Origin of the sequence: Nonomuraea sp. NPDC046570 (assembly GCF_040645915.1) — a bacterium.
Lineage (GTDB): Bacteria > Actinomycetota > Actinomycetes > Streptosporangiales > Streptosporangiaceae > Nonomuraea.
The window spans coordinates 1-25,030 of sequence record NZ_JBEYZF010000043.1; the positions used below are offsets into that span (position 1 = coordinate 1).

At 69.2% G+C, this 25,030-nt stretch carries 23 protein-coding genes; 14 read left to right on the forward strand and 9 right to left on the reverse strand.

Translation table 11 applies throughout. The annotated features are described in order from the left end of the window. The coding region (locus ABZ911_RS37740) for a hypothetical protein (protein WP_358067581.1) at positions 1 to 220 on the reverse strand (220 nt) is incomplete at its 3' end. Positions 221 to 300: 80 nt separating this feature from the next. On the opposite strand from ABZ911_RS37740, the gene ABZ911_RS37745 reads away from it, so the two are divergent. Together ABZ911_RS37745 and ABZ911_RS37750 are read left to right on the forward strand one after the other, a co-directional pair. Next, positions 301 to 711 (forward strand): NPP1 family protein, encoded by a 411-nt coding sequence (locus tag ABZ911_RS37745; protein ID WP_358067584.1) that lies wholly within the window; start codon positions 301 to 303, stop codon positions 709 to 711. 24 nt (positions 712 to 735) lie between these two features. After that, positions 736 to 1,341 carry a VOC family protein gene (locus ABZ911_RS37750; RefSeq protein ID WP_358067587.1) on the forward strand — a complete coding sequence of 202 codons (606 nt, stop codon included), beginning with the start codon at positions 736 to 738 and terminating at the stop codon, positions 1,339 to 1,341. Here the strand turns inward: ABZ911_RS37750 and ABZ911_RS37755 are convergent. The 3 genes from ABZ911_RS37755 to ABZ911_RS37765 all read right to left on the reverse strand — a co-directional run bounded on the left by ABZ911_RS37755 (position 1,338) and on the right by ABZ911_RS37765 (position 3,817). Continuing rightward, positions 1,338 to 1,883: a hypothetical protein gene (locus ABZ911_RS37755; RefSeq protein ID WP_358067590.1), complete on the reverse strand. Its 546-nt coding sequence runs from the start codon at positions 1,881 to 1,883 to the stop codon at positions 1,338 to 1,340. The two genes, ABZ911_RS37750 and ABZ911_RS37755, sit on opposite strands and share 4 nt — an antisense overlap. Positions 1,884 to 2,057: 174 nt before the next feature. After that, the gene (locus ABZ911_RS37760) at positions 2,058 to 2,876 is read right to left on the reverse strand and encodes an ABC transporter permease (RefSeq protein WP_358067593.1); all 819 of its coding nucleotides are present in this window, start codon (positions 2,874 to 2,876) and stop codon (positions 2,058 to 2,060) included. Beyond that, a complete protein-coding gene (locus tag ABZ911_RS37765; protein ID WP_358067596.1) occupies positions 2,873 to 3,817 on the reverse strand; it encodes an ATP-binding cassette domain-containing protein in 945 nt (314 codons plus the stop codon). The genes ABZ911_RS37760 and ABZ911_RS37765 overlap by 4 nt, the downstream gene beginning before the upstream one ends. Positions 3,818 to 3,875: 58 nt before the next feature. On the opposite strand from ABZ911_RS37765, the gene ABZ911_RS37770 reads away from it, so the two are divergent. Next, the gene (locus ABZ911_RS37770; protein WP_358067599.1) at positions 3,876 to 4,721 is read left to right on the forward strand and encodes a TetR/AcrR family transcriptional regulator; all 846 of its coding nucleotides are present in this window, start codon (positions 3,876 to 3,878) and stop codon (positions 4,719 to 4,721) included. A 317-nt stretch (positions 4,722 to 5,038) separates the two neighbouring features. Here the strand turns inward: ABZ911_RS37770 and ABZ911_RS37775 are convergent, their stop codons facing one another. The 4 genes from ABZ911_RS37775 to ABZ911_RS37790 form a co-directional block, all read right to left on the reverse strand. Continuing rightward, the gene (locus ABZ911_RS37775; RefSeq protein WP_358067602.1) at positions 5,039 to 5,905 is read right to left on the reverse strand and encodes an MBL fold metallo-hydrolase; all 867 of its coding nucleotides are present in this window, start codon (positions 5,903 to 5,905) and stop codon (positions 5,039 to 5,041) included. Positions 5,906 to 6,049: 144 nt separating this feature from the next. After that, positions 6,050 to 6,580, reverse strand: coding sequence for a DUF1992 domain-containing protein (locus tag ABZ911_RS37780; RefSeq protein ID WP_358067605.1), 531 nt, complete (start codon positions 6,578 to 6,580; stop codon positions 6,050 to 6,052). Between the two features lie 86 nt (positions 6,581 to 6,666). Beyond that, a complete protein-coding gene (locus ABZ911_RS37785) occupies positions 6,667 to 6,918 on the reverse strand; it encodes a hypothetical protein (protein ID WP_358067608.1) in 252 nt (83 codons plus the stop codon). Between the two features lie 504 nt (positions 6,919 to 7,422). After that, entirely contained in the window at positions 7,423 to 8,034 is a 612-nt protein-coding gene (locus ABZ911_RS37790) for a TetR/AcrR family transcriptional regulator (RefSeq protein WP_358067611.1), read from the reverse strand. Between the two features lie 220 nt (positions 8,035 to 8,254). Between ABZ911_RS37790 and ABZ911_RS37795 the strand changes: the two genes are divergently transcribed. The 8 genes from ABZ911_RS37795 (at position 8,255) to ABZ911_RS37830 (ending at position 19,820) form a co-directional block, all read left to right on the forward strand. After that, on the forward strand, positions 8,255 to 9,973 hold the full coding sequence (locus ABZ911_RS37795; protein ID WP_358067614.1) for an FAD-dependent monooxygenase: 1,719 nt from the start codon (positions 8,255 to 8,257) through the stop codon (positions 9,971 to 9,973). Between the two features lie 41 nt (positions 9,974 to 10,014). After that, entirely contained in the window at positions 10,015 to 10,614 is a 600-nt protein-coding gene (locus tag ABZ911_RS37800) for a VOC family protein (protein WP_358067617.1), read from the forward strand. A gap of 47 nt (positions 10,615 to 10,661) precedes the next feature. Further along, on the forward strand, positions 10,662 to 14,168 hold the full coding sequence (locus ABZ911_RS37805; RefSeq protein ID WP_358067620.1) for an indolepyruvate ferredoxin oxidoreductase family protein: 3,507 nt from the start codon (positions 10,662 to 10,664) through the stop codon (positions 14,166 to 14,168). After that, positions 14,131 to 14,451, forward strand: coding sequence for a Dabb family protein (locus ABZ911_RS37810; protein ID WP_358067623.1), 321 nt, complete (start codon positions 14,131 to 14,133; stop codon positions 14,449 to 14,451). Before ABZ911_RS37805 ends, ABZ911_RS37810 begins: the two co-directional genes overlap by 38 nt. 18 nt (positions 14,452 to 14,469) lie before the next feature. After that, positions 14,470 to 15,321: a fumarylacetoacetate hydrolase family protein gene (locus tag ABZ911_RS37815; protein ID WP_358067625.1), complete on the forward strand. Its 852-nt coding sequence runs from the start codon at positions 14,470 to 14,472 to the stop codon at positions 15,319 to 15,321. After that, the gene (locus ABZ911_RS37820; RefSeq protein WP_358067628.1) at positions 15,318 to 17,339 is read left to right on the forward strand and encodes an acetoacetate--CoA ligase; all 2,022 of its coding nucleotides are present in this window, start codon (positions 15,318 to 15,320) and stop codon (positions 17,337 to 17,339) included. The genes ABZ911_RS37815 and ABZ911_RS37820 overlap by 4 nt, the downstream gene beginning before the upstream one ends. 259 nt (positions 17,340 to 17,598) lie before the next feature. After that, positions 17,599 to 18,057 (forward strand): DUF1579 family protein, encoded by a 459-nt coding sequence (locus ABZ911_RS37825; RefSeq protein ID WP_358067631.1) that lies wholly within the window; start codon positions 17,599 to 17,601, stop codon positions 18,055 to 18,057. A gap of 218 nt (positions 18,058 to 18,275) precedes the next feature. Next, the gene (locus ABZ911_RS37830; protein WP_358067634.1) at positions 18,276 to 19,820 is read left to right on the forward strand and encodes a carboxylesterase family protein; all 1,545 of its coding nucleotides are present in this window, start codon (positions 18,276 to 18,278) and stop codon (positions 19,818 to 19,820) included. Between the two features lie 514 nt (positions 19,821 to 20,334). Here ABZ911_RS37830 and ABZ911_RS37835 read toward each other — a convergent pair. Further along, a complete protein-coding gene (locus tag ABZ911_RS37835; RefSeq protein ID WP_358067637.1) occupies positions 20,335 to 21,678 on the reverse strand; it encodes an aminotransferase class V-fold PLP-dependent enzyme in 1,344 nt (447 codons plus the stop codon). A 170-nt stretch (positions 21,679 to 21,848) separates the two neighbouring features. Here ABZ911_RS37835 and ABZ911_RS37840 point away from each other — a divergent pair, with 170 nt between their 5' ends. The 3 genes from ABZ911_RS37840 (at position 21,849) to ABZ911_RS37850 (ending at position 25,009) form a co-directional block, all read left to right on the forward strand. After that, positions 21,849 to 22,445 carry a hypothetical protein gene (locus tag ABZ911_RS37840; protein WP_358067640.1) on the forward strand — a complete coding sequence of 199 codons (597 nt, stop codon included), beginning with the start codon at positions 21,849 to 21,851 and terminating at the stop codon, positions 22,443 to 22,445. A 156-nt stretch (positions 22,446 to 22,601) separates the two neighbouring features. Continuing rightward, complete coding sequence (locus ABZ911_RS37845; protein ID WP_358067643.1) at positions 22,602 to 23,747, forward strand: PLP-dependent cysteine synthase family protein; 1,146 nt, start codon at positions 22,602 to 22,604, stop codon at positions 23,745 to 23,747. After that, positions 23,744 to 25,009, forward strand: a complete 1,266-nt coding sequence (locus ABZ911_RS37850) for an MFS transporter (protein WP_358067646.1) — start codon at positions 23,744 to 23,746, stop codon at positions 25,007 to 25,009. The genes ABZ911_RS37845 and ABZ911_RS37850 overlap by 4 nt, the downstream gene beginning before the upstream one ends. Positions 25,010 to 25,030 lie beyond the last annotated feature (21 nt).

Sequence of the window (25,030 nt, forward strand, 5' to 3'; positions counted from 1 at the left end):
CTCGGCAATCGATGACGGCGAGCTCACGGTGACCGGCGACCTTGAGGCGGTCAGGCGACTGATCGACGCAGTCCCGCCACGCTGACGGCGACCAGCGCACCCGAGTCGGAGTCGCGGACACGGCTGCGGTGAGGAAGCCGGGGAACGCCTGCCACACGCCAGGGTACCGATGCAGCAGGGCCTGGATCTGGTTGCCGTCCCACAGGCGCCACTTGCGCAACCGTGATAGACGGGCGTGCCTGGCCTTCCGCTCGCTGCCACTTCGAGAAGGACCAGTCCACCTACTAGCCGACCGGGCACGTGCACGACTGGGAGCACGTCATCGTCTGGGTGAACAGCAACGAGGTCAAGTACGTGTCGGCGTCGGCGCACGGCAACTGGAACACCCGCTGGCGTGACCAGGTGCGCTTCGACCCCAGAGGCACCCACCCGAAGATCGTCTACCACAAGGACGGCGGCTTGACGCACGCCTTCCGCTTCGCCAACGCCGCCGATGACACGGTGGAGAACCACACCGGCGGATGGTTTTACCCGCGCCTGATCGGCTGGAACGGCTACCCGGGTATTTCCAACGGAGATGTCAGTTTCCGGAACGTGTTCGGGTACCACTCCAACTTCGGCGACGCCCGCCCGGCTTCCATGGAGTCCCAGCTCGAACGAGCCAAGCCCGGCGGCATCCCGTTCGACCCCAAGGACCCCTGGTCCTGGTAACGAATCGCCACCAAGGAGATAGCGATGGGCACCACAGATGCCGGCCTCGGCAGCTTCGACATGAAGATCGAGGTGATCGTCCTGCCCGTCTCTGACGTCGAGCGGGCGACGGAGTTCTACCGCAGGATCGGCTGGAGGCAGGACGTCACGCCGCCCGGGGTCGAGCAGTTCACGCCGCCGGGTTCGCCGGGCTCGGTGCACTTCGGGGAGAACATCACCTCGGCCGCGCCCGGCTCGGCCAGGGGGTACGTGATCGTCTCCGACATCGAGGCTGCCAGGCGCGCGCTGGTCGCGGCCGGCGTCGACGTCGGCGAGATCTTCCACCGCACCCCGGACGGGCAAGCCGACGGTCTGGATCCGGAGCGCCGCACCTACAACTCCCTCGCCACCTTCAGCGACCCCGACGGCAACACCTGGGTCATGCAGGAGGTCACGACCCGGCTGCCCGGGCGCGTGGATCCGGCTCCGACCTCGTACACCTCCGTGGGCGAACTGGCCGAGGCGCTGCGGCGGGCCGAATCCGCCCACGGTGAGCACGAGAAGCGCACCGGCGAACCGGACGCGGACTGGCCCAGCTGGTACGCCGCGTACATGATCGCCGAGCAGGCCGGGACGGAGCTGCCCACCTAGAAACCGTGTGGACATGCCGCCCTGTGCTCAGCCGAGTCGGCTCTGGATGATTCCGGCGAGGGCGGCATGTCCGGCTTTGTTGGGATGCGCCGAACCAGCGGTGATGGGCAGCAGGGGCTCGACGTAGCGCTTGCCGGGGGACTGGCACATGTCGTGGCCGACCACTGGTTGGTGTAGGAGGCCTTCAGCGTGGTCTGCACGGTGCGCCGATACACCGGCCCCTTGGTCTTGAACTCGTGCACCAGCTCGCGCAGCGTCTGCTCGCCGCCGCGGACAGCGGGGAAGACCACCTCGCGCACCATGCCGTCCGGCGCGGCCAGCGAGGCATCGGCGATGGTGAACAGGAGGTTCTCCTTGCCACACTTCCTGCAGGAGTACGGGCAAGCCGCTTGGAATGCCGCGATGTGGATGACGACGCTCTGCTGGCCGTCGTCGGTGCTCAGCGCGAGGGTGAAGGATCCCGGGAGGGTGCCGCTGACGTCTCCGGAAAGTGGGTCAGGTCTTCGGTGGTGGAGACGATGCCGCCGGCCGCCCAGCCCCATGAGGTGTTGAGCGCGGTGACGTCGATGGGCGGCTTGTCATGGTCGATCATTGACGCCCAGTTCTCCGCGGTGAGCGTCGCCGGGTCGACGCCATCCTTGAGGGCGCGCGCCGGCCAGGTAGTCGGAGGAGAACTATTCGGAGGAGAACACGCGGTCTGCAGATGCCTGGAGCGTTCAGCGTCCTCTGCGCATGTAGGCGCGGAGCGACAGCGGGACGAAGATCACCAGCAGCGCGGCCGACCAGAGCAGGACGGCGGTCACCGGATGCGCGAGTGGCCAGGCCACGTTTCCGGACGGGGCGCCCGGGTTGCCGAACAGCTCCCGTGAGGCGGCGGTGAGCACGCTCACCGGGTTCCAGTCGGCCAGGAAACGCAGCCAGCCCGGCATGCCGTCGGTCGGGACGAACGCGTTCGACAGCATCGTGAACGGCAGGAACAGCGGCACCATCGCGTCGGCGACCTGGTCGTTCTTCACCGCCAGGCCCACATAGACGCCCACCCAGCTCAGCGCGTACCGCAGCACGATCATCAGCAGGAACGCCTGGGCCGTGGGGATCAGGCCGCGGTGCGGCTGCCAGCCCACCAGCAGGCCCGCGCCCACCATGATGGCCAGCATCAGCAGGCCGGTCAGCAGGTCGGCGCCGGTCTGCCCGAACGGCACCGCCAAGCGCGCCATCGGCATGGAGCGGAACCGGTCCATCACACCGCGGGAGGCGTCGGTGGCCATCCGCGTCATGACCCCCATCACCGCGGAGAAGGTCACCATCGCGAACAGGCCGGGCATGAGGTACTCGCGGTAGTCGCCGCCGCCCGGCACCTGGATCGCGCTGCCGAAGACGTAGCCGAACAGCACCACCATGATGGCCGGGAAGATCAGCGCGGCGATGATCTGTCCGGGCTCTTGCCGCAGCCGTCCCAGCTCGCGGCCGACCAGGGTCAGTCCGTCGGTGAGTGTCCAGCGCAGGCGGCCCAGTGGCGAGGTGAGGGCGGTCATCGGACGGGCTCCTTGCGGTCGGTGAGGCGCAGGAACACCTCGTCGAGGGTGGGGCGGCGCAGGCTCACGTCGGCGGCGGCGACTCCGGCGTGGTCGAGCTTGCGCACGATGTCGGCGAGGCGGAGGCCGGTGGCGGGCAGGGCGACGCTGAGCCGGTCGGCGTCGGTCGTCGTGGGTTCGGTGCCGGCCAGGGTGTTCAGGACGGTCGCCGCCTCAGGCATCGCGGCGGGGTCTTCGAGGGTGACGTCGAGGCGGTCGCCGATCGTGGCCTTCAGCTCGTCGGGTGTGCCCGTGGCGATCACCTGTCCGTGGTCGACGACGGCGATGTCGTCGGCCAGCTGGTCGGCCTCGTCCAGGTACTGCGTGGTGAGCAGCACCGTGGTGCCGTCCGCCACCAGCTCGCGGACGTTGTCCCAGATCTCGCCGCGGCTGCGCGGGTCCAGGCCAGTGGTCGGCTCGTCCAGGAAGAGCACCTCGGGGCGCAGGATGAGGCTGGTGATCAGGTCCAGGCGGCGCCGCATGCCGCCGGAGTAGCCGGTGACCTGCCGATCGGCGGCGTCCATCAGACCGAAGCGTTCGAGCAACTCGTCGGCCCGCCGGTGCGCCTCGCGCCGGGACAGGTGGTAGAGGCGCCCGAACATGCGCAGGTTGCCGCGGCCGGTGAGCTTCTCGTCCACGGCGGCGTACTGGCCCGCGAGCCCGATCCTGGCGCGCACCTTGCCGGCCTCGCGGACGACGTCGTATCCGGCGATGCGGGCGTGCCCGGCATCGGGATCGGACAAGGTCGCCAGGATGCGCACCGCGGTCGTCTTCCCCGCGCCGTTGGGCCCCAGCACGCCGCAGACCGTTCCTCTCGGAACGCTCAGGTCCAGCCCCCGTAGCGCATGGGTGTCGCCGAAGGACTTGTGCAGCCCCTCGGCGACCACGATCGGATCAGGCATGACCCCTCCACTGGGTACGTTGTACGCGGTTGCGGGTCAGGTTAGATTACTGGGTACCATGTACGCAACTGGGGAGGAGGAGACGGTGGCCGACGCCGAGTACGTGAACATCTGGATGCGGCCCGAGCGCCCCGCCCGCGGGCCGAAGCCGGTCTACAGCCGCGCGCAGATCACCGAGGCGGCGATCCGGATCGCCGACGCCGAGGGGCTGGAGGCCGCCACCATGCGGCGGATCGCCGCTGAGATCGGCGCCGGCGCGATGTCCCTCTACCGGTACGTCCCGAGCCGCGGCAACCTGGTCGAGCTCATGGCCGACCGGCTGATGGGCGAGATCGACGTCACGAGCATGCCCTCGGGCGACTGGCGCGCCGACCTGACCCGCTACGCCGACGGGCTGCGGGCGATGTGGCTGAGGCACCCGTGGATCGCCACCGTGCAGCGGTCACTCCCCAGCTTCGGCCCCAACCAACTGCTCTTGATCGAACGGCTGATGGGAGTGCTCGACGCCTTCGTCTCCATCGACGAGAACCTCAGCCTCATAGCCATGCTGAACAGCTACATCGAGGGCACCGTCCGCGAGGAGATCAGCTCGGCCGAGGAAGTCCGCCGCAGCGGGCTCAGCGAGTCGGAGTGGATGGCGCGGAGCTACCCGTACATCGACCGGCTGGTGAAGAGCGGGGACTACCCGATCTTCACCAAGATCGTGATGGAGGCGCGCCAGCCGCACCTGAGCCGCAACGACCAGTTCCGGTACGGGCTCCAGCGCGTCCTCGACTGCATTGCCGCGGCCCTCCCGTCAACGGCCGAGTCTCCGATGTCTGCGCACCGAGAGGGGCGGGAAGAACAAGACAGGCCAGGGCAGGCTCGTAGTCGACCATCCGAGAGGACATCAAGAGCGAAATAGACGCACAAGCCATGCCTAACGGCCGTCTGTACCTAGGTACCGAATGCAGTAGCGCCAGAATCCGGTCCGATCCTCCCCGAAGGCCTGTACGAGTGGGAGACGTTCGCCACGGTGCCGCTCTGCGGGTAGCGGCGTTGCCGACAGCAGCCGAGCAGAATGGGGTAGATGGGAATCGCGTTGAGCCGCAGGGCGGGCCAGGACGCCGTCGAGGCGGTCCTCGACAAGGCGTACGGCGACGCCTACGAAGAGATCTACGCCGAGCCGCCGTACAACGCCGGCCCCTTGTTCACCCAGGCCCAGCGGCCTACCAGTGCGGCCTACCAGCGGGTGGCGGTGAAGTCGACGGGGCGGGGTCGCAGCTGGGCCGTTCGCGCCGCGAGGTTCCGCAGCCGGTGCGCCATGTCCTCCTCGGGGAGCTGCATGCGGTCACCATGTCCGGGCAGCAGCCAGGTGAAGCGGAGCCGGCCGACGACCCGGGCCAGGGAGGCGGCCAACTCTTCGATCGAGTACCAGGTAACGCTCTCGGCCACCACGATGTCCGCCGTCGTACGGGACCAGTAGAAGCTGTCTCCGCTGAAGCAGTACCGCTCGTCGGCGACGAAGAGCACGCTCCCCAGCGTGTGCCCGGGCAGCGGGTGGGCGATCACCCCTTCACCCACCTCGATCGGGTCGGTGCCGCGCATGACCTGGTCGGCGTCGGGCGCCGCGTCGAGATCGCCTTCGTGGATCCAGAGCCTGGCCCCGAAGCGGTCGGCGTACTGGCGGCCGTGCGCGGCGTGATCCCGGTGGGTGATCAGGACGTCGGTGATCGGAGCCAGTTCCTCGTACCGCGCGGCCAGTGCGGCACTCCAGCGAGGCGTGTCGATCAGCATGCTTCCCGAAGGGCGGCGCAGCAGATAGGAATTGGCTGCGGCGTTGTGCGGCGAATTATGTCCGAGCAGGTGAACACCGTCGTCCAGCTGTAGCGGGAAGGGGTCGAGCCCCGCCTCCTGCCGCTTGCCGGATTGACGAATGGAACGGGTGTGGCAGGCGTACGCGGCAGTCTGCAACTGCCTTATCTCCGCCAGGTTGTCCGGCTGGCGCAGCACCTGCGAGCGGCCGTCCACCTCGCCGATCACCCCTGGGGCGAGCTGCCGGGCGACATCGCAGTTCGTACAGCGACCGTCCACATACCAGTTATTCATAGCGTCTCCCCTGCGCCAATGGATGGGAACGCCTTTATGGATATCGTGCAGGGCGCGAAAAATAGAAGGGGGTGCAACTCTTGATATTTTCCGGGGTATCGCGTCCCCCCAAAAACCCGTTACTAACTCTACGTAGCCAAATATTCACACACGGGAGCCATGTCGAGCAGGCGAGACCCGGGGCCGATCGGCTCCCCGTTCAGCCGCGCCGCGCCCGCCGGAAGAAAGATCGCTTCTTCCGGGGCGGCGGTTCGGCGGCGGGCTTCTCCTCCTCGACCGGGTGGCGGGCCCGCCACTCGCGGACGACCTCTTCCACGTCAAAAGGGAAAGGGTGAGCGGAGGGCCGGACAGGAGCTTCCGATGGCCGTCGCGGATCTCGTCGTTGATGTCCTCGACGATCTCGCGGGCCTCGGCCTCCGTCCGCGCCTCCACCGCCCGCGCACGCGCCTCCTCGGCCTTCTTCCGCAACGCGAGAGTCCCCGGCAGGGGAAACGACAGCTCCTCCTCCCGCAGCTTCTGTTTGATCCACCACATCTCGTCGTACGGCCTGCCCGCGCCCGGAATGGGCTTGCCGGCACCGGGCAGGTTGTCGAACTGCCCCCGCTCGGTGGTCTCACGGATCTGCCGGTCGATCCACGTCTCGAAGCCGACCCCAGGGGGTTTGCGGTCCGTCACGAGCCTCGCCTCCCTCGCTTTCGAGGATAAACGGGCGCCCCCGGCCCCGGCATGCGAGATCCACATCCCTGCGAGCGGATTCGATCTCACCAGCCCGGTTCGTCGCATCCTCGGTGGTCGGCGGGCTCCACCTGGAGGGTGGCGTGGGCGACGCCGTGCCGTTGGCGCAGCAGGTCGCGTGCCTGGTCCAGGACGGCGTGGCCGTCGCCCTGGTCGCGGGTGACGAGGTGGGCGGTGGCGACGTTCATCCCGGAGGTCAGGGTCCACCGGTGCAGATCGTGGACCTCCCGTACCCCGTCGAGGGCGGCCAGGTCGGCCGCGACGGTGGCGGCGTCCATCCCGTCGGGGACGTGCTGGCCGTACGGCGAAGACCTGGCGGCCCAGCGCGACGGCGGTGTCCCAGAAGGGCTGGCCGGTGGCGGCGACGAGCCATCCGGCGGCGATGACGCCGACCGAACCTGCGGTGTCGGCCACGACCTCAAGGTAGGCGCCCTTGACGTTGAGGCTCTCGGTGGCGCCCGAGCGCAGGGCCAGGGAGTTGCGGCCGTAGTCGTTGCCGGCCGGCGCGGTGATCAGGACGCCTGCCTCGATGGCGTGGGTGATGGCGCGTTTGAGCATCGGGTCGGCGTCATGCGAGGCGGTGTGGTGGGCCGGAGTGTATTGATGATGGAGGAAGTCGGCCACCGGCCGTACGGGCGTACCGACGGCTGCCCGAGGACCTCTAACCCCTGACCCCGATCAGCAGTAACACGCTGAGAGCGTCCAGGAGCCGCCGTGCCGCTCCTGGGCTCAATCCCGGCATCCCGAGTTCGCCCGGCAGCGGCCAGGACAGTGCCGGGCGGTCAGGCCACCGGGGTCAGATCCCCGAGCATCGTGGTCACGTCGGGATGATGGCCCTCGACGCTGCGCAGCGCGGCGATCAGCGCGTCGTTCGCGAGCTGGACGATGTCGTCGAGGGGCACGTCGCCGTGTGCCAGCCAGTCCAGAGTGATCTCGTCCAGGAACCCGACCCAGCCGCGAAGCGCGGTCCGCAGGATCGGCGCCGGGGCTGACGTGATTCCGAACACCTCCAGCGTCAGCTCGACACCCGCGCCCCGCGCGGCCTCGAAGATCTGCCGGACCTCGGGATCGAGGAGTCCGCTGCGCATGAAGCCGACGAACGCCTGGGGATGGCGGCTGATGTACTCGAAGTGGCGCCTGACCATGCCGTGGAGGCGGGCTTCGGTGGTGCGTTCGGCGGTGCGGGGGCGCTGGTACTCCTGGACGTCACGGGAGAACTGCCGTAGCGCCTCCACATAGATGCCGTGCTTGTCCTTGAAGTAGTAGAAGAGCAGGCCGTGGGCGACACCGGCCTCGTCGGCGATGTCGTCGATGAAGATGTCCTCGTACGGCCGTTCGGAGAAGAGCTTGACCGCCGCCGCGAGGAGCTGCCGACGGCGCTCACCGCGGCGCACGGTGCCCTGCCCGGTGCCCTGACGGTTCGACCTCCGCTGTTTCGCACTGCCATCGGAACGAGGTTCGGCGTCGCCGGACCGCGACCGTGCGCTCTTCTCTTGTGCCCCCTCGACCATGTGCCGAGCATAACGAGCCGGAGGGAAGTCTCAGGCCGGACATCTTTGACTTGAAGTCAAAGTAGCGTTAGCGTGTCCCCACTTCGACCGACAGGGAGCGCTGATGGACGTGACAGAGGTGGAAGTTCTGGTGGTCGGTGCCGGGCCGGTGGGCCTGAGTACCGCACTGATGCTCGGCCGGTTCGGCATCAAGACACGGGTGGTGGAGCGGCGCGTCTCGACCTCGACGCATCCGAAAGCGCACGTCATCAATCCGCGAACCATGGAGCTGTTCCGCCAGTGGGGCATCGCGGACCGGATCCGGGCCGCCGCGCTTCCGCTTGAGCACGGCATCGGCGTTGGGTGGATGACTCGGATGACCGGGATCGAACTCGGGTCCATCGTGGCCTCCGACGACCCCGGCGAGCTGGCGAAGATGCTCGCCGACTCGAGCGAGGGGATCGTCTCGTGTCCGCAGGACGAGATCGAGCCGATCCTGCTCGAGGCGGTGCGGGCACTCGGCGTAGACGTCTCCTTCGATGCCGAGCTGACGGGGATCGCCCAGGATTCCGCTGGGGTGGATGTGACGGTGCGGCGTACGGGCGAATCCGCTGAAAGCTCGATGAGGGCCCGCTACGTGGTGGCGGCTGACGGCGCGCGCAGCCCGGTCCGTGAGCTCCTGGGCATTCGCAGTGACGAGATCGCGCCGGTCGGGCACATGATCAACGCACATTTCCAGGCTGATCTCACACATCTCACGCGCGACCGGCCGTACGTCGTGTGGTGGATCATCAATCTGCGGACGCAAGGCGCCTTCATCGCCCTGAACGGCAGTGATCGCTGGACGTACAACTTCGCGTTCGACCCCGCGCGAGAGAGCGCCGGCGACTTCCCGCCCGAGCGGTGCGCGGAGATCATCCGGGAGGCGGCCGGAGATCCGGACCTCACGATCGATGTGCGCAGCGTGCTGCCGTGGAAGTTGGAGATCGCGATCGCGGAACGGTTCCGGGACGGCCGGGTGTTCCTCGCGGGCGACGCGGCCCACCGGTTCCCGCCTACCGGGGGCTTCGGCATGAACACCGGCGTCCAGGACGCGCACAACCTCGCGTGGAAGCTCGCCGCGGTGCTGCGCGGACAGGCCGGTGAGCGGCTGCTGGCGACGTACGAGGAAGAGCGCGTGCCGGTGGCGCGGTTCAACGCGACGCAGAGCATGCGCAACGCCGAGAAGATGGCGCAGACCGGGGCGTTGCTCACCGATCCGCAGGCGCTGTCTGCGATCGAGGAGCCCGCGGGTGGCGAGCTGCGGACCCGTCTCGCCGCCGCTATCCCGGCCCAGAAGGAGCACTTCTTCTTCCAGGGGCAGACGTTCGGCCACGTGTACGCGTCAGCGGCCGTCATCGACGATGGGAGCCAAGCCCCGCGTTCGACGATCGGCGAGTACCGGATGAGCGCACGCCCGGGCGCGTTGGCACCGCACGCGTGGTTCCGCACAGCGGACGGCGCGCGCGTGGCCACGGTCGATCTGATGCGCGACGGGTTCCTCGTGCTGACCGGCCCGCACGGGCAGCCATGGATCGACGCGGCGCGGGACGTCGGCCGGGAGTTCGGCCTGGCCATCGCGGCGTACCGGGTCGGTCCGGACGGCGATCTTCAGGACGAGGACGACGCCTGGCAGCAGGTATGGGGTGTCGGCCCGCGCGGGTGCGTCGTGGTGCGCCCGGACGGTCATGTGGCGCTGCGTCACCCCGACCTGGACGCCGACCTGGCGTCGGTGCTGCACAACCTCCTCGCGCGGCACGAGACGGGCGCGAGGTCCTTCACATCAGCCGAGAACCGCCCCTGACATCAGTGCCAACAGTTCAAACACCCCAAGGGAGATCAGCAATGGCTGCCAAGATGAGGCTCGCGCACACGGTGCTGCAGACCAACCACAAGAACGAGATGCGCGACTGGTACTGCCGGGTCCTGGATGCGCACGTCGTGTTCGAGACCGAGGCGCTGGCGTTCCTGACCTACGACGAGGAGCACCACCGACTGGGGCTGACATCCGCTCCGATCGCGCTGGCCCCGCGCACGCCCATGACGGTCGGGCTCGGGCACACGGCCTACACCTTCGACACGATCGACGACCTGCTCGGCCGGTTCGTCGAGCTGCGAGAGGCCGGCATCCGCCCGCACGTGTGTGTCGCGCACGGCCCCACGACGTCCATGTACTACCGCGACCCGGACGGCAACCTGGTCGAGTTGCAGATCGACACCTTCGCGACCGCGGAGGAGGTGACCGCGTACCTCACGGGGCCGGAGTTCGACGCCGACCCGATCGGGCCGGCGTTCGACGCCGACCGCCTGCTCAGCGACTACCAGAGCGGCACTCCGCTGGCCGAGCTCACCAGCCGGGCCTGGGCGCTGGCCGGGCCCGAGCTGACGCACCCGTTGCTCGCTCTCAGCTCCGACCAGCCTGCGCGGCCGGTGTCGACCGGCTGACGAGCCGGTACCGCAACCACCACGACGGCCGCCAGGAAGGACCCACTGTGACGGGCAAACTCCAGCATCACGCGGGACCCGACTCCCGCTACACGGCAACAGACGGGCGCGTGCTGATGTCCGGAGTGCAGGCGCTCGTACGCCTGATCTTCGACCAGCGCCGCGCCGACGCCGTAGCCGGGCTGCGCACAGGTGCGTACGTGTCGGGATACCAGGGATCACCGCTCGGCACCGTCGATCTGGAATTCGACCGGCAGAGCCGCCTGGCCGAGGAACTCGGCATCGTCTTCCAGCCCGGCGTCAACGAGGAACTGGCCGCGACCGCCGTGGCGGGCAGCCAGCTGGTCGTGGGACAGGCCTCGCGCACGGTCGACGGCGTGCTCGGGGTCTGGTATGGCAAGTCACCCGGCGTCGACCGCGCCTCCGACGCGATCCGGCACGGCAACCTCGTCGGTACGGCGGCCGCCGGCGGCGTGCTCATGCTGGTGGGTGACGACCCGGCGGCCAAGTCGTCCACCGTGCCGGGCGCGTCCGAGGCACTGCTCGCCGCCCTCGGTGTGCCCGTGCTGCACCCGGGCAACGTCCAGGAACTGCTCGACCTCGGACGGCACGCCATCGCGTGTTCGCGTGCCTCGGGTCTGTGGGCCGCGCTGAAGGTGGTCACCCGGGTCGCCGACGCCACCGCGACCGTCGAGGTGGGCGGCGACCGTAGCGCCTCGGGCCAGGACACGAGTACCGATCATCGGCCCGACGCGCTGATGATCGGCCCGCGGCTGCTGGAGATGGAACGCGACCTGGTCGAGGCACGGCTGGAGCGCGCCCGCGCGTACGGGAGGCGCCACCGCCTCGCCCACGTCACCCATGAGGCACCCAGTGCGCGGCTCGGTGTCGTGACGTCCGGCACCGCGTACTACGACCTCATGCAGGCCCTGGGCCACCTCGCGGTAGAGGCCGACCTGCTGCGCGTGCTCAAGGTCGACATGATCTATCCGCTGGACGAGCAGGCGATACACGACTTCGCGGCCGGACTGGAGGAGGTACTGGTCCTGGAGGAGAAGGGGCCGTTCCTCGAACGGCTGGTGAAGGACGCGCTGTACGGCACCCAGGGGGCACCGCGCGTGACGGGCAAGCGCGACGAGCACGGCGCGCCGCTGGTGCCGACCGCCGGAGTGCTCGACGCGGACATCGTCGCACGCGTGGTCGCGGCCCGACTGCTCGCGCACCATGATCTGCCGCGACTACGCGACCGCGCGGCGGGCCTGGAGACGGCACGGCGGCGCACGCTGCCGCTCATCCAGCAGCGCACACCCTTCTTCTGCTCCGGCTGCCCGCACAACATGTCGACCAAGGTCCCGGACGGCTCCCTGGTGGGTGCCGGCATCGGCTGCCACGGCATGGTCATGGTGAACCAGGAGGGACACGGAGAGATCACCGGTGTCACCCAGATGGGCGGCGAAGGGGCCCACTGGATCGGCATGGCGCCGTTCCTCGGTCGGCCGCACCTGGTGCAGAACATCGGCGACGGCACGTTCGCCCACTCGGGCTCACTCGCGATCCGGGCGGCGGTGTCGGCGGGTGTCAACATCACCTACAAACTGCTCTACAACGACGCCGTGGCGATGACCGGCGGGCAGCAGGCGCAGGGCCGCCTGTCGGTGTCCGCGATCACGCGCCTGCTCGAAGCCGAGGGCGTACGCCGGATCATCATCACGACCGAGGACATCACGCGGTACCGGGGCGTGCCGATCGCCCGTATCGCGGAGGCGCGTCCGCGTTCGCAGTTGATCGCCGCCCAGGAGGAGCTGGCGGCGGTGCCGGGCGTCACCGTGCTGATCCACGACCAGATGTGCGCGATCGAGAAACGCCGCAAGCGTAAACGCGGTGAGCTCGCGGAGCCGCCCGAACAGGTGCTGATCAACACGCGGATCTGTGAGGGATGCGGAGACTGCGGTGCGAAGTCGGGCTGTCTGTCGGTCGAGCCGGTGGAGACCGAGTTCGGCCGCAAAACCCAGATCCACCAGTCGTCGTGCACCAAGGATTTCTCCTGCCTGGAGGGTGACTGTCCGGCGTTCCTGACCGTGTTGCCGGGGCCGGGGCCACGTGATCAGGTCACGGCGAGGCGGCCGGAACTGCCGAGACTGCCCGAACTGCCGCTGCCGGACTTTCGAGCGCGGTCCAAGGATCTACGCATCCGCATGGTGGGCATCGGCGGCACGGGCGTCGTCACGGTCGCGCAGGTGCTCAGTGCGGCGGCGATGCTCGACGGCCTGCACACCGGTGGCCTCGATCAGACCGGACTCAGCCAGAAGGCCGGACCGGTGGTGTCGGACCTGCGGATCTCCGCGGAACCGATCGGCGACTCCGCCACCGTCTCCGTCGGTGGGATCGACCTCCTGCTGGGCCTCGACATCCTCGGTGCCGCGTCCGGGGCGAACCTCGCCAACGCGACGACCGAGCGCACGGTCGCCGTGGTCTGCGCCGGCCTCGCACCCACCGGGCGGATGGCCGTCGACGTCACGGCGCCCGCGCCTGACCTCCAGGCCGCGAAGTCCGTCATCGACGGCTGCACGCGCGCGAGCGACAATCTGTACCTCGATGCCCGCGCTCTCGCCCAGCAGGTGTTCGGCGACCACCTGCCGACCAATGTGATCATGCTGGGTGCCGCGTGGCAGCACGGCATGCTGCCGATCTCGCTCAAGGCGATCGAAGAGGCGTTCCGGATCAACGGGACCGCCGTCGATCAAAACCTCGCCGCGTTCGCGTGGGGGAGGGCGACGGTGGCCGCTCCGGACATCGTACGCGAGGTCTGGGAGGTGACTGAGGGCGTCGCGGATGTGCGGACCCCCGGTGCCGCCGCCCTGGTCGACAGCGTCACCACCGCTCCGGGCGAGCTGCGCAGGCTGCTCATGATCCGAGTGCCCGAACTGGTCGCGTACCAGAACGTGAACTACGCCCGGAGCTACGTCGAATTCGTCGCGCGCGTCCATGAGATCGAGTCGCAGCGCATGCCCGGCAGCACCCGTGTCGCCGAGTCAGTAGCTCGGGGCCTCTTCAAACTGATGGCCTACAAGGACGAGTACGAGGTCGCGCGGCTGCATCTGATGCAGGTCTCCACACTGCCCAAGGGCGCCAGATACGCGCTCCATCTGCACCCGCCTGTGCTGCGCGCCCTGGGGATGAAGAACAAGATCAAATTCGGTAGGTGGAGCACCCCGCTGTTCCGCCTCCTCCACACGGCTCGGCCCCTGCGGGGCACCCGGCTCGACCCGTTCGGACTCACCATGCTTCGGCGCACCGAGCGGGAGCTGATCGGCGAGTACACCGACCACGTGTGCCACGCGCTCCGAGCGCTCACCCCGGCCTCGCTCGAGGTGGTCACGGAACTGTGCGACCTGCCCGACACCATACGCGGCTACGAGGAACTCAAGCTCGAAAACGTCGCGCGCTTCCGCGAACGGGCCCGCACTCTGCGCGAACGGCTGCCTCACCCCACCACCTCACCCCCTGGAGACGACCATGCTGATGCACGTGGTGCTCGCCACCTGGAAGCCTGACGTCGCCGCGCGCGATGTCACCGAGATCCACACCGCCGTCGCGAGGTTCGCGCACGAGATCCCCAGCGTCTTGCTCGTACGCGCGGGCACCGACCTGCAGTTGCATGATCAGAACGCCGACTTCGGCATGACCGCGGTCTTCGCGGACGAGCAGGGGCTCAAGGAGTTCGCCGCGCACCCGGCGCACCTGTGGGTCTCGCAGCGCCTCGCCACCATGGTCGCCTCGGTGACCCGGATCCAGTTCCCGCTCGCCGACGGCGACCCGATCGCCACCATCGCCTGAAGGCACGAGGAGACCGACATGCGCGTGGCTACCCTCAACGGCCGGCTGAACGTCCTCGTCGGCGGCGGCGCCGTCGACGTCCACGAGGCGAGCGGTGGCAGGCTCCCGGCGGATCCCGACCGGGCGTTCGAGCACTGGGACCGGCTCCGGGACTGGGCCGCCGATCTCACCCCGGAGCAGGCCACCCCGCTGAACGGACAGCGCGTCGGACCCCCGGTGTCACGCCCGCGGCAGGTGTTCGCGGTCGGGGCCAACTACCGTGACCACGCCGCCGAGGCCGGACTCGACGTGCCGGACGACCCCGTGGTCTTCGGCAAGTTCGCCAGCTGCCTCACCGGGCCGTACGACCCGGTGACACTGCCCAGCCAGGCAGTGGACTGGGAGGTGGAGTTGGTCGTGGTCGTCGGCCGGCGCGCCGAGCGCGCCACCGCCGAGGACGGCTGGTCGTACGTCGCGGGGCTGACCGTGGGGCAGGACCTGTCCGAACGCACCGTGCAGTTCAGTTCCCCGGTGCTTCAGCTGTCACTGGCCAAGTCCTCGCCGGGCTTCGGCCCGATCGGTCCCGCGATCGTCACCCCCGACGATTTCGACGACCCTGACGATCTCCGTCTCGGGTGTTCGATCGGCGACGAGGTTCTCCAGGACGGCCGGTCCAGCGATCTCGTGTTCGCGGTGCCCGAACTGGTCGCTCGGCTGTCCGCGTACTGCACACTGCTTCCCGGGGATCTGATCTTCACGGGTACGCCGACGGGTGTGGGCGCCGCGCGGCGACCGCCGCGATTCCTCCGGCCGGGCGAGACCCTGGTCAGCTGGGTGGAGGGTATCGGTGAGCTGCGTAACCCCTTGATCGCGCGGGAGTCCGCATCATGACGCGGCCTCACGCGACAACGGGGGAGCCGTTGTGGACGCCGCCCCCGTCCCAGATCGAGGGCGCTCGCGTCGTCGCGTTCGCGCGCTGGCTCGAAGCCGAGCGGAATACCGGACCGCTGCCCGACTACCGATCGCTGTGGAGATGGTCCGTCGAGCATGTGCCCGAGTTCTGGGCGGCTGTCTGGGATTACTTCGGCATCGTGGCGCACACGCCGTACACCCGGGTGCTCACCGGCGACACGATGCCGGGCGTGCGGTGGTTCGAGGGCGCCGCACTCAACTACGTCGATCACGTGTTTCGCCACGCCGTCGGCGACGCTCCCGCCGTCATCGAGGCCACCGAGCCCGGCCCCGGCGGTCCCGCGGGCCGCACGGAAGTGTCATGGGACGAGCTGCGGCGGCAGGTGGCCGCCGTCGCGGCGACGCTGCGCTCGCTCGGCGTGGGCGTCGGCGACCGTGTCGTCGGCTATCTGCCCAACAGCACCGAGACCATGGTCGCCTTCCTGGCCGCGGCGAGCCTTGGAGCCGTCTGGTCGGTCTGCGGCCAGGACTACGGCCCCACCGCGGCCTGTGACCGCTTCGCGCAGCTGGCGCCGACCGTCCTCGTCACCGCGGACGGTTACCGTCACGGTGGCCGGGAGCACGACCGGCGTGTGTCGTCCCGCGAACTGTGCGACGGCCTGCCGACGCTTCGGGCGACCATCGTCGTGAACCGTCTGGGACTCGACACGACATCTCTCGGCGACACGATCAGATGGGCCGACGCCACTGCCGGTGATCATAGATTGGAGCCGGTGGCGGTTCCCTTCGACCACCCGCTGTGGATCCTGTTCTCGTCCGGTACGACGGGCTTGCCCAAGGGGATCGTGCACGGGCACGGTGGCGTCCTCGTCGAGCATCTCAAATCGCTCGCGCTCCATTTCGACCTGCTCCCGGGCGACCGCTTCCTGTGGCACACCACACCGAGTTGGATGATGTGGAACCTCCAGGTGTCCGGGCTGCTCACGGGGGCGACGGTGGTGTGTTACGACGGCAGCCCGGTGTTCCCGCGGACCGACGCGCTGTGGGCGCTGGCCGCCGAACTCGGCGTCACGGTGCTCGGCACGAGCCCGGGATACCTGCTCGGCTGCGCGAAGGACGGGGTGCATCCGGGCGCAGATCACGACCTGACGGCTCTGCGCATCCTGGGGTCCACGGGGTCGGTACTGCCGGCCGAGTCGTACCACTGGGTCGCCGACCACATCGGCACGCGCGTGCAGGTGGTTTCCACGACAGGAGGCACCGACGTGGTGACCGGCTTCGCGGGCGGCGCGCCGACGGTGCCGGTATGGGCCGGAGAGATCTCCGTACCATGCCTCGCGGTTTCGCTCGACGCGTGGGACGAGCACGGGCGCAGTGTCATGGACCAGGTCGGGGAACTGGTCGTCACGCGGCCCATGCCGTCGATGCCGGTGTCCTTCTGGAATGACCCTGACCGGTCCCGCTACCGGCAGGCGTACTTCGACGTATACCTCGGGGTATGGCGGCACGGAGACTGGATCACCATGACGGACCGCGGAAGCGTCCTGGTGCACGGACGCTCCGATGCCACACTGAACCGCAACGGCGTGCGGATGGGCAGTGCCGACATCTACCAGGCGGTTGAGCGGTTGCCTGAGATCTCCGAGGCGCTGGTCGTGGGCGTCGAGGGCGACGACGGCTCGTACTGGATGCCGTTGTTCGTCGCACTCAGCGCGGACGCGCGGCTCGACCAGGCGCTGTGTGAACGCATCCGCACCGTGATCCGCGTGGAGGTCTCACCGCGGCACATGCCAGATGAGATCATCGTGGCGCCCGGTATCCCTCATACCCGCACCGGCAAGAAGCTCGAGATACCCGTCAAGCGTCTGTTCCACGGTGCTGCCGCCGAAGACGTGTTCGACCTTGAAGCCGTTGACGACCCCGCGCTCATCCCGTGGTTCACGAGCTTTCACCAGCAGCGCCGATCCGCGGCACGGGACCACCGAGGGGATGTGTGAGCGGCCGCACGAAGGCTTCTCGTTCGGCCTCCTGTGGGGACGCCAGGCCAGTGGCTCGCTATCGCCACGGAACATCACCCGCCGATACTTCGCGGTCGCGTACCAGCACGAGGATCGCGCGACGGGTCGGGTCGGCGACCGCTCGCAGCGCCTCGTCCACCGTCCACCGCCTTCACCCGGTCCGCTTGCGCATCCACCGGATCGCCTGTAAGTATTTAAGCAACATCTTACATACTTTCCAGATCAGGGGAAACGCACCATGCCCGACAACACCCAAGCTTCGACACCGGAGAACGAGCACCTGAACGCGCTGGTCGGCCGGTGGCGTTCACAAGGGCAGACGGTCGCCACCTCGACCGAACCCGCGTTCCAGATCACCGGATCCGACACATACGAGTGGCTGGAGGGCAGGTTCTTCCTCATTCACCGCGTGGACGTGCGCATCAACGATGACAAGGTCGAAGTCATCGAAATGATCGGCCCCTACGATCCGGAGACCCGCACCTACCCCATGCGCTCCTTCGACAACCGGGGCAACTTCGCTACGATGCGGGCGAGCGTGGACGACAACGGCATCTGGACATTCGCCGGCGAAACAGAACGGGCCACCCTGGTGATCGCCGAAGACCGCACCACCATGACGGCCAGGTGGGAACGCATCGACAACGGCCCGGATTGGCTGCACTGGATGGACATGACCTTCACAAAGGTCTCCTAACCCCAGCCGCCTCCTCACCTCGTCGCCAAGCCTCCGGCAGCCAACCTCCGTGGAGAGGCCCCGCAGCAATTGATCAACATTTTCGGCACTCTGAGATGAACAAACGTCACAGTGGGTAATGACGTGGTGTCTGGCCGCAGCTGGCGGCCTGGACGGTGCTCCGGGGGACGGCCGGTCCTGTGCGAGCGTGTGCCGCCCTGTCCCGGCCGAGGAGTGTCATGTCGCCCACCACCGTTGAGGTCCCGACCGCCTATGGCCCGGTATCGGGGCTGATCGAGAACGGGATCGCGTCCTTCCGCGGGATCCCCTATGCCGCAGCTCCCGTCGGGCCGAACAGATTCGGCGCGCCCGTACCGCCCGACACGTGGAGTGCGCCGCTGCCCGCCCACGAGTACGGACCGACCCCGCCGCAGCCGCCGCTCAAGGGGAAGCTCGGCAAGCTGTTCCACAACCCGGTCATCCCCGGGGACGGCTACCTCAACCTGAACGTGTGGACCAGCGCCACCGGCTCCGACATGCCGGTGCTGGTGTGGATCCACGGCGGCGCGTTCACCACCGGCTCCTCCGCGGTGACGACCTACGACGGCGCCACCTTCGCCCGCGACGGCGTCGTCTGCGTCACCATCAACTACCGCCTCGGGGTGGACGGCTTCGCCTACATCGAAGACGCTCCCGCCCCAGCCAACCGCGGGCTGCTCGACCAGATCTTCGCCTTGGAGTGGGTGCGGGACAACATCGCCGGCTTCGGCGGCGACCCCGGCAACATCACCGTGGCAGGCGAGTCCGCCGGCGCGATGAGCGTGCTGACCCTGCTCTCCCTCGGCCGGGACCTGTTCCACCAGGCCATCGTCGAAAGCGGCACCGCGCACATCGGCCAGACCCTCGAGGACGCCGCCCTGATCACCGCCGCCGTCGCCACCCGGCTGGGTGTGGAGCCGACCGCCCACGCGCTCGCGGCGGTGGACACCGCCGCCCTGATAACGGCGCAGGGCGAGGTGAGCGACGACGTCACCTCCAGCGCCGACCCCGAGCGGTACGGGGCGAGCACCATCGCCTCGTGCGGCATGTCGTTCATGCCGGTGATCGACGGCAAGGTGGTTCCGCAACTGCCGATCGACGCCATCGCCGACGGACGGGGCGCTGACGTGCCGTTGCTGATCGGCACCACGGTCGAGGAGTTCAGGACCTTCGTCGTTCCCACCCCCATGGTGGGCTGGCCCGGTGCGGCGGCGTTCAGGACCAGGACCGAGGTCTACGGTGCCCCGGCCGGCTTCTACGGCCGCTACGCCGAGACCAGCGTCGAGCCGTACGTCCGCAACGCCCCCTCCGGCATCGCCTGTGCGACGCTGACCGACCGCATGTTCCGCATCCCCACCTACCGCATCGCCGAGGCTCGCAGCGACGCGCCTGCCACCACCCACGTCTTCGAGTTCGGCTGGCGGTCACCCACCACGCCCAACATCCTTCGCGTCAAGCTCGGCGCCTGCCACAGCCTTCCCCTCCCCTTCGCGTGGGACACGCTCGACAATCCCGACAGCGCGGAGTTCACCGGTCCGAACCCGCCCCAGGATCTCGCGGACGCCTTGCACGGACGCTGGGTCGAGTTCGTCAAGACCCGTGAGCTCGACCAGTGGGCTCCCTACAACACCACCGAACGCCCGGTGATGACCTTCTACCGCGACAACAAGCCGGACAACGTCATCGTCCACGACCCGCGCCGCGACGAGCGCGAGATCTGGAAGAACGAGCTCAACCCGAGCTGACCGGCAGCACAGTGCCGGCCTCCTGCCCGCTGGGTCGTCTGCGACCGGTGCGGCGTCCGGCAAGGTGGTGAGCAGGTGGACGTGCGGGAAGGCGACCGGATCCCAGGAGGTGAAGGCTGCCGGGTGTCGGAGCCCGGTGCCGGGACGGTCGCCATTCTCGGTCAGAGTCCGGGCGGTATGGGAGTCCACGGTTCCAGCCGCCAAGAGATGTCTTCGACGTCGAGAACAAGATGAGATCCGCGATCGCGGCCGCGGAGATCGCTGGGTGGACGGTTCGGATGCATCGCTGATCAGGCTTGGCGGGGAGCGCCTGGTGACGTTGCGGGAGGAGATCCCTCAGCCGCAGCCAACCACACCTCGCGATCTTGGCCGTGTGCTGCGGGACCTGCATGCTCTCACGCCGCGGTGAGCCGGTGGCCTGTCGGCTTTCGCCGCACCCGGCGTGCTTGCGGCCCGGCCGCCGTGCTGGTGGGCTGCCCGGCTGCTGCCTGCGATCTGCTGCGCTCACCGGGTGTCACCTGGTGGTGTTCTGCGAGGCCGGAGGGCGGCGGTTGATGGCGCGCAGCGCGTTCGCCAGCCGGTCCACATCGTCGGCAGAGGTGAACAGGGCCGGTGTGACGCGTACGGCGTCGCCTCCGGTCATGCCGGTGCGGGCGACGGTGAAGATGCGGTGGCGGGTCATGAGCTCCTCGGTGATGGCGAGGTTGTCGGCCTCGCTGGTGCGGCCGCGTAGCCGGAAGGCGGTGATGGCGCCGTAGGCGCCGAGTTCGTCGGGGGTGAGGATCTGCACGTTGCCGTACTCGCGTGCCTGGCGCACCCAGCGGTCGCGCAGCCAGCGCAGCCGGGCCTGCTTGACCTTCGCCCCCAGCGACTGGTGGAAATCCAGGGCGGTATCGACGGTCAGGTGCGGGGCGACGTTCATGGTGCCGGAGTGCACGCGTGAGCGGATGTCGGTGGCCGGGTAGGTCTCATCGGCGAACAGCGGGTCGATGTCGGCCAGGCGGTGGCTGCGGATGTAGAGGAACCCGGCTCCCAGCGGTACGCCCATCCATTTGTGCAGGGAGAAGACGGCGAAGTCGGCGTCCAGGTCGGCCACGGTGAAGTCGAGCTGCCCCCAGGAGTGCGCGGCATCGACGATCACATCCACGCCTCGGTCGCGTGCCATGGCGACGATCTGGCGGACCGGGGTGACCAGGCCGGTGCGGTTGTTCATGTGGCTGAGCAGCAGCAGCCGCACCTTCGGATGCTCGCGCAGAGCGCGCTCGTAGGCGTCCAGCACCGCCTGGCGGGTGGCCGGTTCGGGGATGACCAGGCGCTCGACGCGCACGCCGCGTCGCTCGCGAAGCCAGTTCATCGCGTACTGGCCGCTGTGATAGTCCAGATCGGCGTACATGACGGCATCGCCGGGGCGCAGCCGGCGGTAGCCGCCGATCAGGTTCTGCAGCGCCTCGGTGCCGCCGCGGGTCAGCGCGACCTCCTCCCGGGTGACGCCGAGCAGAGCAGCCAAGCGCTGGCGTATCTGATCGGCGCGCGGCTTGTAGTCGGTGCGCAGCAGGTGCGAGCTGCGTTCGTTGAGGTGGTCGACGTTGCGCTGGTAGGCGAGCCGGACCGGCTCGGGCATGATCCCGTAGTAGCCGTTCTCCAGGTTGACGAAGTCGGCGCTCACCCGGAACTGGGTGGCGACGGCGGCCCAGAAGCGTTCGTCGCGCGCCACCTGCTCGGGCGCGACGCCGTCTGGCACCGTCAGCATCTCAGCCGGTGTCTCGGACTGGGCATCGGCGAGCGGGCCGGCGCCGGGCAGGGCGGCGGCCGTCAGCGCGCCGAGCCCGGCGACGATCCGACGCCTGGACAGCATCATCGAACATTCCACCTTTGGCACGATCGGGCACTCCGACGGCGGCACGCACACCGCCGTAACGGCCAGTGTGGCGGATCACCCCCTTGCGGTTCGGGCTTCGCAGCGCCCGTGTCGCCGGGGAGAAATGGCAGGTCATGGCTGTGGATGCGCTCTGCTGAGAGGTAATGCGCGTGATCGGCCGCGACGCGCAGAAGACAGCGGATCAGGGCGTGAGCTTTACCGGAAGCTTGGCCATTAGGTGGGCGCGCCCGGGTGCCGGGCGGGCAGGATCTGCGGTGATGCTCGCGACACGATCTGCCCGCTCCGGTCGTCCGGCCGCTTCTCGCGCCGGTCGGCTGGCGGCGCATGCGCTGCTCGCGATCAGCTTGGTGTTCGGTGTGGTGTTCGCGCACGGGGGTGCCTGCGCGGCCGTGGAACTGGCCGAGCCCGGCAGCTCCTTCCTCTCCCACAGCGCGGCTCGCAGCGTGGCGCGCAGTGTCGCACTCAGCACCACCTACAGTCCCGTCGGCGGCCTGGTCGGCGTTGAGCTCAGCTCCCGATGCGCGCATCGGGAGCTGCCAGTCGGCCACCAGCACGGCACCGAGCAGGACTGCTTGGCGATCACTGCGGCCGGTCCCGCCGGCCCGCTCGTTCCCGCGGCTCCGCCCGTGGCTGCGAGCACCGGCGACCCGGACGACGAGGTCGCCGGCATCGCGTCATCTCGCCCGGCCGCCGCTGATCGTCTGGCCGGGCCTTGCCCGAATGGTCTCTGCGTGATGCGCATCTAGGACGACGGCCGGCCTTCGTCGCTCGTCGTCCACCCAGGTTCGCGGCCCGCCCATAGGCGTACCTGCATCATTCACTTCGGGGATCTCACCATGTCATCGTCATCGCCTGCAGCTTTCGCGCGCCCGCACTCCGCCCCGCCAATCGACTGTTCCGCGTTGTCTCTCACGGTCGGCAACACGCCGCTGGCCTTCATATCCGAACCGCCCGCCCCAGACGGTACGCCCGGCTCCACGCCGAATGGTGCGGGGTTTTGGGCCAAGCTCGAAGGATTCAACCCCGGCGGCATCAAGGACCGGCCCGCCCTGCACATGGTGCGTCAGGCCCGCGCCCGGGAAGAGCTGCGGCCGGGCGCCACCATCGTCGAATCGACCAGCGGCACCCTCGGGCTCGGCCTGGCCCTGGCCGGGATCGTCTTCGGCCATCCCGTCGTGCTGGTCGGCGATCCCGGGATGGAGCCGCTCATGTGCCGGCTGCTGGCCTCCTACGGGGTCCGCCTGGAGATCGTCACCGAGCCGCACCCGGCCGGCGGCTGGCAGCAGGCCCGCCGCGAGCGCGTGCAGCAGCTGCTCGCCGACATCCCCGGCTCCTACTGCCCCGACCAGTACAACAACCCCGACAACGTCGACGCCTACGCCGGGCTGGCCCACGAACTGCTGGCCAGGCTGCCGCATATCGATGCGCTGGTGTGCTCGGTCGGCACCGGCGGGCACAGTGCGGGCATCCACGCCGTGCTGCGCCGTCACTTTCCCGGCCTGCGCCTAGTCGGCGTCGACGCCGTCGGTTCGACCATCTTCGGCCAGCCCGCCCGGCCGCGGCTGATGCGCGGCCTGGGCTCCAGCATCCACCCGCGCAACGTCGCCTACGACGCCTTCAGCGAGGTCCACTGGGTCGCCCCGGCAGAAGCGGTGTGGGCCTGCCGCACCCTGGCCACCCGCCACTACGTCTGCGGCGGCTGGAGCACCGGCGCGGTCGCCCTGGTGGCCCGCTGGCTGGCCCGTACCCAACCCGGCCAGACCATCGTCGCTGTCTTCCCCGACGGACCGTGGCGGTACTGGAACACCATCTACGACGACGAATTCTGCAACGCCCACGACCTGCTCGGCACCGTCCCGGCCGACGAGCCCGACCCGCTGGCCACCCCCGCCGAGCGGGAGGTGCACCACTGGAGCCGCTGCACCCGCATCAGCGATCCCCTGATGCCCCACACGGGAGAACCCGCCGAAGGACCTGCCCACGGCCCCGCCCGAGGGCCCGGGACGGAAGCGCTCGTCGCGGGCCGCGTGATGGGCGACCCGCGATGAGGGGCACCCTGGAGCAGTTCCGCTCCTTCGACCGCCCGATCCAACTGCTGCAGATCAACCAGGCGGGCATCAACCTCGGCTTCTACATGCTCATGCCCTACCTGGCCCAGCACCTGGCCGCCGGCGCGGGCCTGGCCGCCTGGACGATCGGGCTCATCCTCGGCGTGCGGAACCTGAGCCAGCAGGGCCTGTTCCTGATCGGCGGCACCCTGGCCGACCGGCTCGGCTACAAACCGATGATCATGGCCGGGTGCGCGCTGCGCACCGCCGGGTTCGCCCTGTTCGGGCTCACCACCGCGCTGCCGTGGCTGATCGCCGCCGCCGTGCTGACCGGCGTGGCCGGGGCACTGTTCAACCCCGCCGCCCGCGCCTACCTCGCCTGCGAGGCGGGATCACGCAAGGAGGAGGCGTTCGCCGTGTTCAACGTCTTCTACCAGGGCGGCATCCTGGCCGGCCCGCTGGCTGGCATCGCGCTGCTGAACGCCGGTTTCCCCATCGTGTGCCTGACCGCGGCGGCGATCTTCGCGGTGCTGACCATCCTGCAGGGCTGCTGCCTGCCCGCCCGCCGCCCACAGGCGGGCGAGCGCGAGCCGGTGCTGCGTGAGTGGCGGCGCGCCTTCACCGACCGGGCGTTCGTCGCCTTCGCCACTGCGATGATCGCCTCCTACGCGCTGTCGTATCAGATGTACCTGGCGCTGCCGCTGGAGATGGAACGGCTCGGCGGCGGCTCGGCCGGGGTGACGGTGCTGTATGCGATCTCGGCGCTGCTGGGCATCGCGGCCCAAGTACGCCTGACCGCCTGGTGCGCCGCGCGGTGGCGGCGCGGCCAGGCGATCAGCCGCGGCCTGGCGCTTATGGGCGTCGCCTTCCTGCCCCTGGCCGCCACGGCGGCCCTGCCCGGGGCGGCGTCCCCGGCCGTGGCGCGGGCGGGGACACTGGCGGCACTGGCGGCGTGCGTCGTGCTGCTCACCACAGGCACACTGATCGCCTTCCCATTCGAGATGGCCACGATCGCCGACATGGCAGGAGACCGTCTGGTCGGCACCTACTACGGGCTGTACAACCTGGCCTCAGGCGTCGGCATCCTGGCCGGCAACCTGCTGGCCGGGGCCCTGCTCGATGTGGCCCGCGCCCGCGGGCTGGCCGGCCTGCCGTGGCTGCTACTGGCCGCCGCCGGGCTGGTCTCCGCGGCGGCCGTCGCACGGCTGGATCGGCGTGACCGGCTACCGGACAGCGCCCCCCAGGCGGCCACCGCCACCTGAGACCGCCCGAGACCGTCTCCA

Coding starts and splice junctions, on each gene's coding strand:
- ABZ911_RS37750 (WP_358067587.1), top strand. CDS start 736: ATGGGCACCACAGATGCCGGCCTCGGCAGCTTCGACATGAAGATCGAG.
- ABZ911_RS37755 (WP_358067590.1), bottom strand. CDS start 1,883: ATGGGGCTGGGCGGCCGGCGGCATCGTCTCCACCACCGAAGACCTGAC.
- ABZ911_RS37760 (WP_358067593.1), bottom strand. CDS start 2,876: ATGACCGCCCTCACCTCGCCACTGGGCCGCCTGCGCTGGACACTCACC.
- ABZ911_RS37765 (WP_358067596.1), bottom strand. CDS start 3,817: ATGCCTGATCCGATCGTGGTCGCCGAGGGGCTGCACAAGTCCTTCGGC.
- ABZ911_RS37770 (WP_358067599.1), top strand. CDS start 3,876: ATGTACGCAACTGGGGAGGAGGAGACGGTGGCCGACGCCGAGTACGTG.
- ABZ911_RS37775 (WP_358067602.1), bottom strand. CDS start 5,905: ATGAATAACTGGTATGTGGACGGTCGCTGTACGAACTGCGATGTCGCC.
- ABZ911_RS37785 (WP_358067608.1), bottom strand. CDS start 6,918: ATGGACGCCGCCACCGTCGCGGCCGACCTGGCCGCCCTCGACGGGGTA.
- ABZ911_RS37795 (WP_358067614.1), top strand. CDS start 8,255: ATGGACGTGACAGAGGTGGAAGTTCTGGTGGTCGGTGCCGGGCCGGTG.
- ABZ911_RS37800 (WP_358067617.1), top strand. CDS start 10,015: ATGGCTGCCAAGATGAGGCTCGCGCACACGGTGCTGCAGACCAACCAC.
- ABZ911_RS37810 (WP_358067623.1), top strand. CDS start 14,131: ATGCTGATGCACGTGGTGCTCGCCACCTGGAAGCCTGACGTCGCCGCG.
- ABZ911_RS37815 (WP_358067625.1), top strand. CDS start 14,470: ATGCGCGTGGCTACCCTCAACGGCCGGCTGAACGTCCTCGTCGGCGGC.
- ABZ911_RS37820 (WP_358067628.1), top strand. CDS start 15,318: ATGACGCGGCCTCACGCGACAACGGGGGAGCCGTTGTGGACGCCGCCC.
- ABZ911_RS37825 (WP_358067631.1), top strand. CDS start 17,599: ATGCCCGACAACACCCAAGCTTCGACACCGGAGAACGAGCACCTGAAC.
- ABZ911_RS37830 (WP_358067634.1), top strand. CDS start 18,276: ATGTCGCCCACCACCGTTGAGGTCCCGACCGCCTATGGCCCGGTATCG.
- ABZ911_RS37835 (WP_358067637.1), bottom strand. CDS start 21,678: ATGATGCTGTCCAGGCGTCGGATCGTCGCCGGGCTCGGCGCGCTGACG.
- ABZ911_RS37850 (WP_358067646.1), top strand. CDS start 23,744: ATGAGGGGCACCCTGGAGCAGTTCCGCTCCTTCGACCGCCCGATCCAA.